Source organism: Amaricoccus macauensis, assembly GCF_014201905.1.
In the GTDB taxonomy this organism is placed as follows: Bacteria; Pseudomonadota; Alphaproteobacteria; order Rhodobacterales; family Rhodobacteraceae; genus Amaricoccus; species Amaricoccus macauensis.
On sequence record NZ_JACHFM010000004.1, the window covers coordinates 264,268 to 277,681 of the forward strand.

Genomic DNA, 13,414 nt, shown 5'->3' on the forward strand with positions numbered 1-13,414 from the left:
TTGTATAGACTGAGGCAGCGGGAGCACTTCCCACGCTTCCTGCCTCGAATCATTGGAGAATTGGGTGCGGACGGCCTGTAAGCCGGGTCCTGTGGCGGCAAAAAACCGCCGACGACCATTCCTCTCGATCCGCCGTTGCCGACGGATTCCAGCAGCCAACCCGGATCGCTCGGGCGGGAGAAGCCCTGGGGACAAGCCCCGCGCGATCCCTATTTGGCCTTGCTCCTGGCGGGGCTTGCCATGCCGCCGACGTTGCCGCCAGCGCGGTGGGCTCTTACCCCACCCTTTCACCCTTGCCGTCCCATGCCATCCCATGGACCTCGCGGTCCGTGAGCCGCCGGGACGGCGGTCTCCTCTCTGTGGCGCTTTCCCTCGGGTTACCCCGGGCGGGCGTTACCCGCCGCCATTTCTCCCTGGAGCCCGGACTTTCCTCGACACTCGCATGCCGCGGTCGTCCGGCCGTCCGCACCCGCCCTACTTGGGCTGCCGTGGCTTCGGGGTCAACGGCTTCCCGGGCCGCTGAGGCTTCGGGGACGGCTTCGGGCGGGAGGTCGAGTCCGCCGGTTTGCCGGCCGCCCCTTGCGACCTATACGACTGTCCGGCGCGGGCGCCGTGCTGGCCGGTCGCGCCTGGCGCAGCACCGGACGCCGCCCCGGCCCGCTTGATTCCGGCTTTCACGGCTCCGGCCCTCGGGGCTCCCGCCTTCGCCGCACCCGCCTTCGCGGGACCGGTCCCGGTCCCGCCGGCATGGGCCGCGCCCGTCCCTGTCGCGCCGGACTTCGCCACACGCGCACCGGCTCCGCCCTTGCCACTGCCGGCCCGGCCCGTGGCGCTCCCGCCCGGCCGGGCATCCTTCGCCCGCCCGGACTCGGAGGCGATCCCGAGTTGCTCACGCAGCACCTTCGAGCGCACCTCGTCGACCTCGCCCGGCTCAAGCTCGCCAAGCTGGAACGGGCCATAGGACACCCGGATCAGCCGGTTGACCTCAAGACCAACCATATCGAGCGCACGACGCACCTCTCGGTTGCGGCCCTCCCGAAGCGACATCGTCAGCCAGACGTTCGAACCCTGCGTCCGGTCGAGCGTGACGGTCATCGGCTGGAACCGCTCGCCATCGACGACAATGCCCCGGCGCAGCGGTTCGAGCATCGCGTCATCGGCCTCGCCGCGCGCGCGGACCCGGTATTTCCTGAGCCAACCAGTCGTTGGAAGTTCGAGTCGCCGCTTCAGCGCGCCGTCATTGGTGAGGAGAAGCAGACCTTCGGAGTTCAGATCCAGCCGGCCCACGCTCACCACCCGGGGCATGTCGTCGGGCAGCCGCGAGAACACGGTATCCCTCCCCTTCTCGTCGCGCTCCGATGTCACGAGTCCGATCGGCTTGTAGTAGCGCCACAGGCGTGGCGGCTCCGGCGCCGCCAGCGGCTGGCCATCGACCGTGATCTTGTCCCGGGCGGTCACGTTCAGCGCCGGGCTGTCGATCACCAGGCCGTTCACCGTGACCCGGCCCTCGGCAATCATCGCCTCGGCCACCCGGCGCGATGCCACCCCCGCCCGCGCGATCCGCCGCGCAATGCGTTCTCCCTCGGCCGGCTTGCCATCCGCTGTGCTCATGTCTTGCTCTTAGGCCATGACGCCACGCGTCCACAATGGCGGTCCTGAGCACGCCCCAGCCCACGAGAAACAACGCGCCCGCCGCGATCAGAAAGATGTCCTCTTCCACCCCCGCCCCCTCGACCGGGCCCCTCATCGAACATTAGGGGAACTGCAGGCGGCGGCAAAACCCGAAGTCACCGGACGGTTAATGCCCCTTGCCCCGCGTTGGACCCGGCGCCATAGCACCGGCCATGGTCCGTTTCGCGCCGCACATGCAAACCGCGCTCACCGAGGCCCGCGCCGCCTACGCGCGGGCGGAAACGCCGGTCGGGGCGGTGATCATCGATCCGGAGACCAATCGCATCGTGGCGCAGGCCGGCAACCGGACGCGCGAACTGCACGACCCCACGGCCCACGCCGAGATCCTCGCGATCCGCGCAGCCTGCGCGGCCCTCGGCTCGGAACGGCTGGCGGGGCTTGACCTCTACGTCACCCTCGAACCCTGTGCCATGTGCGCCGCCGCGATCTCGGCGGCACGCATCGCCCGGCTCTGCTACGGCGCGGCCGATCCGAAGTCCGGCGGCGTCGAACACGGGGCCCGGGTCTTCGTCCACAGCCAGGCGCATCACAAGCCCGAGGTCTGGGGCGGCGTCTCCGAGCGCGAATCGCAGGCGCTGCTCCGCGCTTTCTTCGCCGAGCGCCGCTGAGGCAACCCGATTGCGTCCCGGACGAAACGCACCCGCTCCGCCACCGGGCCAAGCGGCAGCGGCACGAGTTCATAGCCGAGCGCGGTATAGACCCGCGTCATCACCTCGCAGGTCGCCTCGGCTTCCGCCATGTCCTGCCGCCGTTCGGCGTCACGCGTGAAGATCTCCGGCCAGAACGGCGCGAGGAACACACGCGGCGCATAGCGCACGATCCGCGCCGCCTGCTCCACGTGTGCCGGCACCGGCAGGCCGCAGAGTCGCAGGTATCCGGCCACGTCCGGCACGCCACGATCGAAGACCACTGTCGCGCCGCGGCGCAGGGCCTCGGCGTGCGATCGCATCTCCCAGACCAGCATCGCCTCGGCGAAGGCTTCACGATCGCCCCATGGCAATGCCGCTCCGCCGACCGCCTGCTGGTCGCGGATGATCCCGCGCCCCGCCTCCGGCATGGTCCCGACGCCCTGCGATGCCAGCGCCTCGATCAAAGCCGTCTTGCCGGACCCCGGCCCTCCGGTCACAACGAACAGCCGCTCCGTCCCGATTTTCGCGTTCAAAGCACTTTTCCCTCATATTTTCTATATGTTAACCAGTATTTCACTCTTCGAAACCGCTGCCTTGCCCCTCGCACCTCTGTGTGAGACGGTTTGCCGCTGCCGGCAGGGGCCGGCGAAGAGGGGGAATGCCATGGGCATGGACGGAAGCGGGAACGGGCTGCGCCACACCACGGGCCGCGGCCGGCTCTTTGAGAGCATCGTGGACACCGTGGGCGACACGCCCGCTGTGCGCATCAATCGCCTCGCCCCTGACGGGGTCACGATGTATGTCAAGTGTGAGTTCTTCAACCCCGCCGGCTCGGTGAAGGATCGCCTCGCTCTCAACATCATCGAGGCGGCCGAGCGCGACGGACGCCTGAAGCCTGGCCAGACCGTGATCGAGGCGACAAGCGGCAACACGGGCATCGGCCTCGCCATGGTCTGCGCCGCCAAGGGTTACCCGCTCGTCATCACCATGGTCGAGACCTTCTCCGTCGAGCGGCGCCAGCTCATGCGGATGCTCGGGGCGAAGGTCGTCCTCACCCCCAAGGCCGAGAAGGGCATGGGGATGGTCAAGAAGGCGCGGGAGCTTGCCGACGAACACGGCTGGTTCCTCGCCCATCAGTTCGAGACCGACGCGAACGCCGCGATCCACGAATCGACCACCGCGGCGGAGATCCTCGGCGATTTCGGCATGGGCCAGCTCGACTACTTCGTCACCGGCTATGGCACCGGCGGCACGCTGACCGGTGTCGGCCGGGTGCTGAAGAAGCAGTGGCCGGACGCGAAGATCATCCTTGCCGAGCCCGCCAATGCCCAGCTCGTCGGTTCGGGCACCGAGCAGGAGCGCAACGCCGAAGGCGAGCCGGCGGCCAGCCACCCGGCGTTCGAGCCGCATCCGATCCAGGGCTGGACCCCGGACTTCATCCCGCTCGTGCTGCAGGAAGCGATCGACGGCCACTACTTTGACGAGATTGTCCCCGTCCCCGGCCCGGAGGGCATGAAGTGGGCACGTGAGCTTGCCGCGAAGGAAGGCATCCTCACCGGCGTCTCGGGCGGCTCGACCTTCGCGGCGGCGCGGCAGGTGGCGGAGAAGGCGGCTCCCGGTTCTATCATGCTCGTCATGCTGCCCGACACCGGCGAACGCTACCTCTCGACGCCGCTCTTCGAGCCCTATGGCGCCGAGATGAACGACGCTGAACTCGAGGTCATGCGCTCGTCCCCGGGCTACCAGCTCGGCTGACCGGAGGCAGGTCCGACCCATGTGCGGCCGCTACATGATCACCTCGAGTTTCGAGGCGATGGCGCGTCTTTTCGAGGCCGAGCCCGGCGAGCTCGGCCCCGAAGGGATTCGTCCCAACGTTTCGCCGACCGAGCAGGTGCCGGTCGTCCTGAGCCACGACGGGGCGCGCGGGATCGAGCTGATGCGCTGGGGGTTCATCCCCCAGTGGTACAAATCCCCCACCGCCGGCCCGCTGCTCATCAACGCCCGGTCCGAGAAGATCGCGGAGCGGCCGGCGTTCAAGGAGGCGATCCGCACCTCGCGCTGCCTGCTGCCGGCGAACGGCTTCTACGAATGGCAGGGTGAGAAGGGCGCCCGCGTCCCGTGGGTCATTCACCCCGCGCAGGGCGGACTCATCGCCATGGCGGGGCTGTGGCGGGAATGGCGCGGACCGAACGGCATCATCGCGAGCGTGGCCATCATCACCTGCCCGGCGAATGCCACGCTCCGGCCGATCCACGAGCGGATGCCCGTTCTGATCGAGCCAGAGGACCATGCCCTCTGGCTCGGCGAGCGCGGCCCCGGCGCGGCGCCCCTGCTCCGACCCGCCGCCGAGGAGCGTCTCGTTGCCGTCGAGGCCAATCCCGAGACGAAGGCGATCCTCGGGCGCCGCGGCTGATCGCCTACCGGACGAGACAGGAGTCCAGCGCGCCGCGCAGGCTCCGGCTCGAGCCCGAGAGCGACAGCTCGCCCTGTGCCGCGCCATCGACAGTGAGCGCCACCTCGGCATCGCGTCCGCCAAGGCGCTCCCGCAGAGGTCCCTCGGCAAGCGGGATGACGAACGCGCCGCCCGCCCCTTCCTCATAAAGGGCCCTCGCCGTCACCGACCCCTCGCTGAAGGCAAAACCGAGATCGACCGCGTCCGCCTTCGGACGCTCGTGGAACGTCACGGCAAGGAACGGCTGGGCGCCGAGGCAGAACGCCGCGAGAAACGCCATGTCGCCGGTCCCGCCACCGAGCGCCACCGGGCTCGATCCCGGGACGTTGCGCAGCGTCCAGCCGGGCGCGATCGCCTGTACCCGTGGCCTCGGCGCATCGGCTCGCGACTGCGGCCTCGCTTCCTCGGGCTGAGGCCGCGGCATCGGCCCGCGTGCATCGGTCGAGACCGACTCGGGCGAAGCGGCGGGCGCGGGCGAAGCGGCTGGTTCGGGAGCGTCGATCGCCGGCTCGGGAGGGTTGTTGACGGCGAAGGTCCAGGTCCGAGTGCAGGTATCGGCGCCGATCCGGTCGGGGTCGCCGCAAAGCGATCCGTGATAGCCCGCGACGACCTTCGGCAGCGGCGAGCCGTCCAGAACCTTGACGCCCTCGAGATAGCCGAAGTCGAACCGGCGATAGCCGCCGTCAGGCTCCGAAAGCCAGGCGTTGACCGGACAGCCGCCCGAACCGCAGAACGCGCTCCACGCCCCCTGACACTCGAGGTTGGCGAGGTTGACGAGGAAATCGTCGCGCCCGTCGGCGTTCAGGTCGCGCACCGTCTGATAGCTCGCGAGAATGTTCGGAATGCCACCGAGGTCGCGGCAGAACGCGGTCTGCTCCTCGGTGAACTCCACGAGGTCCGGGGGCGGCTCCGCGGCGGCGGAGATCTGCCCGACCAGCATCAGGAGCGCGAGGCCCGCCGTCAGCACCCGCATCAGAACTTCCCCCCGACCTGCACGAAGGCGAGTGTGGCCGCGAGAAGCAGCATGATGATGACGACAAGCGCGATCTTCATCGTCGAATACGGCCGCTCGCCCTGCACCGTGCCGGTTCGCCCGTTCACCACGAAACGGAAGCTCTTGCCACGGTAGCGGTAGGCTGCCAGCCAGACCGGCAGGAGCACATGCTTGAAGGTAAGCGCGCCCACCTCCGTCGAGAGCCGGCCGATCTTCTGCTGGTCGCCGCCGATGTCGCGGCGCACGTCGGCCTGAATGACGCCGTTCATGATCTCCCTGGCCTCGCGATAGCCCTCTTCCACCGGCACGGTGTATCCTTCCGCGCGGAAGCCGGCGAGGAACTTCGGCTCGTAGGCCGAGAGCGCGGAGAGATCCCACGGCGCGAGGGCGTCGGTGAATTTCTTCGGCAGGCTCGACGAGCCGAGCACCAGCACGTCGTCGAAGTGCCGCGCCACCCGGCCCTCGGCCGGGCGCCACGTGACGCGGGCGACCTGCTGCATCTGGGTCTGCCGCCGGCCTTTGACCGTGACCGACACCGGCCGGCTCTCGTAATGGACGGTGCCGCGCTGGCCGCTGTAGGTGGTCTCGGTCTCGGCATCGTAGGTCCAGTACGGGACATAGACTCCCTGCATCGCCCGCCCGGCGCGGGCGTATTCCACCAGATCGGAGGGCGCGAACCACATCCGCCCGAGCCAGCGGTTCATCGCCGTCCGCGCCTCCGCCTCCGAGATCAGGAACGGAAGCTGCGCCTGCGGCTTGATCTGCCGGGAGATCCCGGTGTCGGTGACGATCGGCGTGGCACAGAACGGGCACTCCCGGGCGTGCTCGTCGGTGCCGAGCTCGACGCGGGCGCCACAGTTCGGACACTGCACGAAGCGCGCGTCCTGCATCTCCGAGGGCGGCGGGCCGCCACGCTCGACGGCGCGCAGGTCGAGCTCGGGGACGCGCCCGCGATGCTCGCGGACCGCCTCCTCGAAGCCGCAGTGGTCACAGACGAGCTTGCCCGCGCCCGGCGAGAAGCGCAGCTTAGAGCCACAGGTCGGGCAGTCGAAGCTGTGGTCCGACGGAGCCGCCCCGGCGGCCGGGTCAAGCGACATTCCGTATCTCAGGCCGGCGGCGGCGGCGGCGGCACGGCGCCGAAGACGTCGGCGAGCTCGGTCACGTCGCGGCCACGCACCCAGTCGGGACCGGCAGGCGTCCAGAGCCAGCTGTCGCGCGTCAGCGACCCCTCTGCAGCCATCCTCGCCAGATCGGCCTTCGCGTAAGGCCCGGTTGCCTTGCCATCCACGGCCACGTGCCACTTCGTCTCGGAAGGCGGTGGCGGCGGGGTGGCGGCACCGGCTACGGCACCGGCCGGTGCGGCACCGGCAGGGGCGCCACCCTGAGCGGCGGCGGCCGGAGCGCTGCCCCACGGGCCGCTGCGCGACAGCCGGTCGGCCATGCCCATGCCCATCCCCATGCCGATCCCGGCGCCGATGCCGCCGCCGCCGCCGGGGTTCTCGGCGGCCTTGCCGAGCGCCTCGGCGGCGGCGAAATCGGTGTACTTCTGCAGGTCACCCGCAACCGCAGTCGATGTACGCTTGTCCATCACCGCCTCGACCTCGGCCGGCAGCGAGATGTTCTCGATGAAGAAGGCCGGCAGCTCGAGGCCGTAGTCCGCGACCATCGGCGCGATGCGCTCGTGGACGAGCCTGGCCAGCTCCAGCGTGTTGCCAGCCATGTCGAGCACCGGGATCCCGCTCGACGCGATGATCTGGCTGAAGTGCGTGACGATGATGTTGCGGATCTGGAACTCGATCTCTTCGGTGGTGAACTCACCGTCGGTCCCGACGATCTCGATGAGGAACTTCGCCGGATCCTTCACCCGCATGGTGTAGGTGCCGAAGGCCCTGAGCCGCACCACGCCGAACTCCGGGTCGCGGCACATGATGGGGTTGCGCGTGCCCCACTTCAGGTCGGTGAAGCTGCGGGTGTTGACGAAATAGATCTCCGACTTGAACGGCGACTGGAACCCGTGGTCCCAGTGCTGCAGCGTCGTCAGGATCGGCATGTTGTTGGTTTCGAGCTGGTAGAGCCCCGGCCCGAAGGTGTCGGCGAGCTGGCCCTCGTGCACAAACACCGCCGCCTGCCCCTCGCGGACGGTGAGCTTGGCGCCGTACTTGATCGCGTGCCCCTGCCGCTCGAAGCGCCAGACGATGGTGTCGCGGGTCTCGTCCGTCCAGTGGATGACGTCGATGAACTCGCCGCGCAGGAAATCGAAGATCGCCATGACGTGTCCTTTCAGTTCACCGCCAGCGTCACGCCGCTGTCGCGCTCCTCGGCGGCGCGGGCGTCGGCGGCAATGGCGGGCAGAAGTGGCAGCACCTCGTTGACCGACATGCCGGGTTTCAGTCGGGGATCGTAGAGCATCCTGAGCAGGATGGCATCGTGCTCCGTCAGCACCGCAAACTCGAGATCGTCGTTGTAGAGCGAGGGCCGGGCATCGGGGCTGTCGTTCGGCAGGCCCATCGCCTGGGACATCTCCTCCTGCACGCAGGACATCTTGGTGAAGGCCGGGTGCTCGGCCCGGATCAGCACGATCACCGCGGAATAGACCGAGGGGTTCGTCTTGTCCCAGAAGGCGTAGGTGATGCAGAAGTTGTCGATCGAGGCGTTCCGCAGCGCCGTGATGACCGCGGGCGCGAAGTCGGGATAGGTCTCATGCACCTGATTGGCGAAGGCCTCGCGCTCCGCCGTGGTCATGAAGAGCACGAGAAAGTTCGCGCCGTTTCCGTCCGTCAGCGCGACGTCATGGCCGGTCAGGTGGGCAAGCCGCTGGGTGAAGGCCGCGACGTTGCTCCGGTCGCGCGCGGCTTCTTCCGCGGGCTCCGAGCCGCCGGCCATCACCGCCACCCGCACCGGCGTCTCCCAGCGGCGCAGGAGCGCCGGACGCTCGGCGTGCATGAAGCGGCCGTTGACGTCGGTGTACTCGTCGTAGAGCGCGACCCGCACGAAGTCACGGATCAGATCGTCGTCGGTGAACGGCAGATCCGCCGGCGCCGGATCCCGCCGAAGCCGCCCGCTGTCGACAAGCTGCTTCTCGACCCCCGCGTAGAAGCTGCGGAGGTCCGCGTCGGCGGAGGCCGGCGACCGGGGCTCCGGCGGCGCCTCGCGCACCGGCAGGTTCCCCGTCGCCCGGGCCGGTGGCGAGGGATCAGGCGCGACGGCACAGCCGGCCACGAGGGCCGCCGCCGCGAGGGCGGTCGCCCTCGCCCCGAGCCGGTTCGCCCGGTACCGTCGCGCCGTTGCCATCACACGCCTCAGGGGTTCGCGGGCGAACTTGGTGCAGCGGATCGCGCGCGGGCCGAGGCCAGCGTCGCCTTGAGTTCGCCCTCCATGCGCACGAGGCTCTTCTCGGCCTCGGCGCGCCGGGCCTTGCCCTCGTCGGCAATGCGCAGGCTGTCCTCGATCGTCGCGATCAGATCCTCGTTCGCCTTCTCCACCGCCTCGATGTCGAAGACCCCGCGCTCGAGCTCGGTGCGGATCTCGGCGTTCGCCTGCCGGAGGTTCTCGGCATTCTTCCGCAGCAGGTCGTTCGTGAGGTCGTTCGCCTCCTTCACGACACTGGAAGCTTCACGCGAGCGATGGATCGTCACCGCCTGGGCAAGCTGGGTCTCCCAGAGCGGCACGGTGTTGACGAGCGTGGAATTGATCTTGGTGATCAGGCTCTTGTCGTTTTCCTGAACCAGACGGATCGACGGCAGGCTCTGCATCGTCACCTGCCGCGTCAGCTTCAGGTCATGCACCCGGCGTTCCAGATCGTCGCGGGCCGAGCGGATGTCGCGCAGTTCCTGCGCCTTCATCACCGCTTGGCCCTCGGGGGCCGCCTCCACCGCCGCCTGCCGCGCGGGGATGTCGTTCGCGTCGAGCTCGGCGAGCTTGCCGTCACCCGCGGCGATGTAGAGCGCGAGCTCGTCATAGAAGCCGAGGGTCTTCTCATAGAGCTTGTCGAGCGACTTCACGTCCTTCAGGAGCGTATGCTCATGCTGCAGAAGCTCGCCGGTGATCTTGTCGATCTGGCCCTGCACTTCCTCGAAGCGCGCCATGAAGCCGGCCATCGGCTCCGCGCTGCCCATCAGGCGCTCCCACCAGCTGCGCTTGCGGTTCGGGTCGAGCTCGTCGACCGTGAAGCCGCGCAGGCTCGTCACCATCTCGCGCAGGCTGTCGCCCGCCGGGCCGACGTCCTTGCTGCGGACGCCCGACAGCATTTCCTGGCTGATCGTCTGCAACTCCGCCTGCGCCGTCGAGCCGAAGCGGATGATCGACTGGGTGCTCGTCACGTCGATCTCGGCCTTGCGCCGCGCGATCTCGGCCTGCACCGCAGGGTCGGAGATATCCGCGGACGTGATCTCCGCCGTTGGCTCGGGCAGCAGCGTCGCGGTCACGACCTCAACCTCCTTCAGGGTGGCTTCGGCTTCCGCGCGCACGTTCTCTGACATCAGGTCTCCCTCCGTCGGTCCTAGCGGGCGATGAGCCCATCCTGTTTCAGTCGGTCCCGAAGCACTTCGATCTCCACGTCGAGATCGGAACGATCTTCTTCGAGAAGATGCGTCCGTTGTGCCCCGAAGCTGGTTTCGAGATCCCCGAGCAGATCCTCGTAAGCCACTCGCGCGCCCGGGTCGCGACTGCGATTCCAGACTTCGGCGAATTTCGTCGTCGCGTCCCGCAGGCCGAGCAGGTAGACGCTGAGAAACGTCCTGGCCCTCGGCAGGTCGCGCGGGTCGCGCTCGATCGTGCGGAACACATCGCGCGCCTGATCGCAGAGCCGGTCGATCCGGCCCTCCAGTCGGCGATCGCCGATGCGTTTCGCCGCGTCCACGGTCTGGCGCACCAGTTCTTCCGCCTGATCGACCGCCCGCGCGACGCGCTCGTTGGAGAAGTCGTCGACGCCTTCCATCCCCTTGCGCCGCATCGGATCGAGCCCGAAGGCCAGCACCTGCGCCCCGGCGGCAACCGCCCCGAAGACGACCGCCACCGGCAGCGCCTGCCCGAGGCTGAGCACACCGGCGGCGGCAATGCTGACCCCGGTCAGCGCCGCGGCGAAAAGCTTGCGCGGGATCGCGGGCGGGCGCGCAACCGCGCGGGCGTCATAGGACGCCTCCGCGCGCAATCCCTCATTGAGGAGCGCCGCCCCAGCCATCAGCCCGGCGAACGCGCCAAGCTCCCCCAGCATCTCCGAGGCGCTGCCGCGCGAGATCGAGCCGAGACCGGCAAGCAGCAGCGGCACGGGCAGGAGGAACATGAGTCGCGCCCGGAGGCTCACCTTGTGAGGGCGACGGCTCGGCCTCGGCGGTGGCGGGCCACTTGCACCCGGGCCACTCGCACCGGGGCCATTCGCCCCCCCGGGCGAGTACTTCCCACCAAAGCGTTCAGCCATCAGCCAAGCGCTCCAAAGCCGGTGGCGAGCACGATCGCCGCAAGCACGACAAACCCAAAGAGCCGCACGGTCGGTTGATTCATCTGGACGGGCACCTCGGCCGGTTGCAACGGGAACATAATGGCACGCTGCCCCGGTTGCCAGAGGGTCGAGGCGTGACAGTCCCTCACCGGCAACAATCGCGATGGGGGTGCCCATTGAGCGGGCAACTCGTGAAAACACGCGCCAAATCCGTTACCTGCCTGACGATTCGCTTTTTTTGGACCTCGAATCGAGGTAAACATTTCACCACGAGATCTTCGCCCCCCGATGCTGGTGCCCAAGTCATCTGCGGGTCACGAAGGGGCGACGACGCAAGATAAGGGTTGCTCGGAATGGCACAAGGCACCGTCAAATGGTTCAACACCGAGAAGGGCTACGGTTTCATCCAACCCGGTGATGGCGGCAAGGACATCTTCGTCCACATCACCGCGGTCCAGGCCGCAGGCCTGCAGACTCTCAAGGACAACCAGCCGATCGAGTATGAACTCATCGACGGACGTGACGGCCGCAAGAGCGCCGGCAACCTCAAGGTCTGACTGTCCCCACAACATGACACGAGGGGACGCCCTCGCCACGCACCGGCCTTCCGGCCCCCCCGGGCGAAGAGCGTCGGCTTAACCCCTCCTGAACCACACCGTCGCGCCATCGTTGCGCGCGACGGCCCCTCTCCGTTACCCCGGAGTCCGCTCGGGGGAGCGTGAGGGGACATCATCATGGCTGGACTGGCAACGGTCGGGCGCAGCGGCGACGCGCGCATCGACGGTCTTCTGTCGGGATACGTCTGGAACGACCGAAACCTGACCTTCAGCGACCCTGATCAGGCGCTCGACTATGGCTCGGGCTATCCGTCGAGCCTCGCCGGCTTCTCGCGGGTCGCCGCCACGACTCTCGGGGCCGCGCGCGCGATCCTTGATGCCGACTCGGGCCCCCGCGCCCATGCGGGGTTCACCGTCGAGGGGATGACCGGTCTCTCCATCAGCTACATCGCCGGCGGCAGCGGCGCGGGTGACATCCGCCTTGGCAACACGACCTCGACGCCGACCGCCCTCGGCTACCTGCCGGGCCCGGGCGCCGGCGGCGACGTCTGGTTCGGCGCCTCCGGTCATGCGCCGAAGGTCGGCAACTACGACTACGGCACCATCGTGCATGAACTCGGCCATGCGCTGGGCCTGAAGCATGCTCACGAGACCGGCGGCTTCGGGGCGGTCCCGCGCGCCCTCGACAGTCCCGAATACAGTGCGATGACCTACCGCGGGTGGGCGGGCGCGCCGGCAACCGGCTACCACTTCGGCAGCTGGAGTGCGCCCCAGACCTACATGATGCTCGACATCGCCGCGCTGCAGGAGATGTACGGCGCGAACTATGCCGTCAACGCCGGGAATACCGTCTACCGCTGGACCCCGGGCTCGGGCCGAACCCTCGTTGACGGCGGCATCGGCCTCGATCCGGGCGGCAACCGCATCTTCGCCACCGTCTGGGATGGCGGCGGTCGCGATACCTACGATCTCTCGGCCTACGGCCGCGGCGTGAAGGTGAACCTGGCGCCGGGGGAGGCGTCGGTCTTCTCGGACGCGCAGCTCGCGGATCTCGGTGGCGGGCCGAGCGGCGGCCACGCGCGGGGCAACATCTTCAACGCGCTCCTGCACGACCGCGACGGCCGGTCGCTGATCGAGAACGCGGTCGGCGGCGCCGGGGCCGACGTCCTGACCGGCAATGCCGCGGCCAATACGCTGACGGGCAATGCCGGCGCCGACAGGCTTTTCGGCGGCCTCGGTCAAGACCGTCTGGTGGGCGGCGCCGGTGCCGACACGCTCGTCGGTGGCAAGCACGCCGATGTCTTCGTCTTCAGAAAGGCCACCGACTCGCATCCGGGAGCGGTCGACCGGGTGATCGCCGGCGGGGGTGCCGCGGCTTTCCAGGGCCCCGGCGATGCGGCGGGCGATCTCATCGATCTGCGCGGCATCGACGCCGACGCGACGCTGGGCGGGAATCAGGCCTTCACCTTCGGCGGCACCGGGCGCGGGCATCTCTGGCTTCGCGACGTGGGCAACGTGACCCACGTCTACGGCAACACGGATGGCGACGCTGCGGCGGAATTCGAGCTTGCGATCTTCGACGGACGCACCCGCGCGGGCGACTATTCCGCCCCCGATTTCCTGCTCTGATCCCGCTGCCGGCGGGGCGCCACG

General features: G+C 68.8%; 13 protein-coding genes and 1 other RNA gene. 5 read left to right on the forward strand and 9 right to left on the reverse strand.

Annotated features, from left to right (window positions below; all coding sequences use genetic code 11):
* Window positions 1-62: 62 nt before the first annotated feature.
* Window positions 63-467, reverse strand: an RNA gene (rnpB, locus tag HNP73_RS18625) — RNase P RNA component class A.
* 7 nt (window positions 468-474) lie between these two features.
* Window positions 475-1,611, reverse strand: coding sequence for a pseudouridine synthase (locus HNP73_RS18630; protein ID WP_184153474.1), 1,137 nt, complete (start codon window positions 1,609-1,611; stop codon window positions 475-477).
* 254 nt (window positions 1,612-1,865) lie between these two features.
* Here HNP73_RS18630 and HNP73_RS18635 point away from each other — a divergent pair, with 254 nt between their 5' ends.
* Window positions 1,866-2,300 carry a nucleoside deaminase gene (locus tag HNP73_RS18635; protein WP_184153476.1) on the forward strand — a complete coding sequence of 145 codons (435 nt, stop codon included), beginning with the start codon at window positions 1,866-1,868 and terminating at the stop codon, window positions 2,298-2,300.
* Here HNP73_RS18635 and HNP73_RS18640 read toward each other — a convergent pair.
* Window positions 2,219-2,854, reverse strand: a complete 636-nt coding sequence (locus HNP73_RS18640) for an AAA family ATPase (RefSeq protein ID WP_221288828.1) — start codon at window positions 2,852-2,854, stop codon at window positions 2,219-2,221. The genes HNP73_RS18635 and HNP73_RS18640 overlap by 82 nt on opposite strands.
* 136 nt (window positions 2,855-2,990) lie before the next feature.
* Between HNP73_RS18640 and cysK the strand changes: the two genes are divergently transcribed.
* Both cysK and HNP73_RS18650 read left to right on the forward strand, forming a co-directional pair.
* The gene (gene cysK / locus HNP73_RS18645) at window positions 2,991-4,076 is read left to right on the forward strand and encodes a cysteine synthase A (protein ID WP_184153479.1); all 1,086 of its coding nucleotides are present in this window, start codon (window positions 2,991-2,993) and stop codon (window positions 4,074-4,076) included.
* A 19-nt stretch (window positions 4,077-4,095) separates the two neighbouring features.
* Window positions 4,096-4,734, forward strand: coding sequence for an SOS response-associated peptidase (locus HNP73_RS18650; RefSeq protein WP_184153482.1), 639 nt, complete (start codon window positions 4,096-4,098; stop codon window positions 4,732-4,734).
* A 4-nt stretch (window positions 4,735-4,738) separates the two neighbouring features.
* On the opposite strand, the gene HNP73_RS18655 is transcribed toward HNP73_RS18650, so the two are convergent.
* Genes HNP73_RS18655 through HNP73_RS18680 form a run of 6 tightly spaced genes read right to left on the reverse strand, consistent with a single transcriptional unit; the run spans window position 4,739 to window position 11,048 of the window.
* On the reverse strand, window positions 4,739-5,746 hold the full coding sequence (locus HNP73_RS18655) for a hypothetical protein (protein ID WP_184153485.1): 1,008 nt from the start codon (window positions 5,744-5,746) through the stop codon (window positions 4,739-4,741).
* Window positions 5,746-6,864, reverse strand: coding sequence for a primosomal protein N' (locus HNP73_RS18660; protein ID WP_184153488.1), 1,119 nt, complete (start codon window positions 6,862-6,864; stop codon window positions 5,746-5,748). The genes HNP73_RS18655 and HNP73_RS18660 overlap by 1 nt, the downstream gene beginning before the upstream one ends.
* Window positions 6,865-6,872: 8 nt before the next feature.
* The gene (locus HNP73_RS18665) at window positions 6,873-8,036 is read right to left on the reverse strand and encodes an SPFH domain-containing protein (protein ID WP_184153491.1); all 1,164 of its coding nucleotides are present in this window, start codon (window positions 8,034-8,036) and stop codon (window positions 6,873-6,875) included.
* 11 nt (window positions 8,037-8,047) lie between these two features.
* Window positions 8,048-9,058, reverse strand: a complete 1,011-nt coding sequence (locus HNP73_RS18670; protein WP_184153494.1) for a DUF2927 domain-containing protein — start codon at window positions 9,056-9,058, stop codon at window positions 8,048-8,050.
* A gap of 8 nt (window positions 9,059-9,066) precedes the next feature.
* The gene (locus HNP73_RS18675; protein WP_184153497.1) at window positions 9,067-10,245 is read right to left on the reverse strand and encodes a toxic anion resistance protein; all 1,179 of its coding nucleotides are present in this window, start codon (window positions 10,243-10,245) and stop codon (window positions 9,067-9,069) included.
* A gap of 20 nt (window positions 10,246-10,265) precedes the next feature.
* Entirely contained in the window at window positions 10,266-11,048 is a 783-nt protein-coding gene (locus HNP73_RS18680; protein WP_246399945.1) for a 5-bromo-4-chloroindolyl phosphate hydrolysis family protein, read from the reverse strand.
* A 509-nt stretch (window positions 11,049-11,557) separates the two neighbouring features.
* On the opposite strand from HNP73_RS18680, the gene HNP73_RS18685 reads away from it, so the two are divergent.
* Together HNP73_RS18685 and HNP73_RS18690 are read left to right on the forward strand one after the other, a co-directional pair.
* The gene (locus HNP73_RS18685; RefSeq protein ID WP_184153503.1) at window positions 11,558-11,761 is read left to right on the forward strand and encodes a cold-shock protein; all 204 of its coding nucleotides are present in this window, start codon (window positions 11,558-11,560) and stop codon (window positions 11,759-11,761) included.
* A gap of 177 nt (window positions 11,762-11,938) precedes the next feature.
* Window positions 11,939-13,390, forward strand: a complete 1,452-nt coding sequence (locus tag HNP73_RS18690) for a M10 family metallopeptidase (protein ID WP_184153506.1) — start codon at window positions 11,939-11,941, stop codon at window positions 13,388-13,390.
* Window positions 13,391-13,414: the final 24 nt, after the last annotated feature.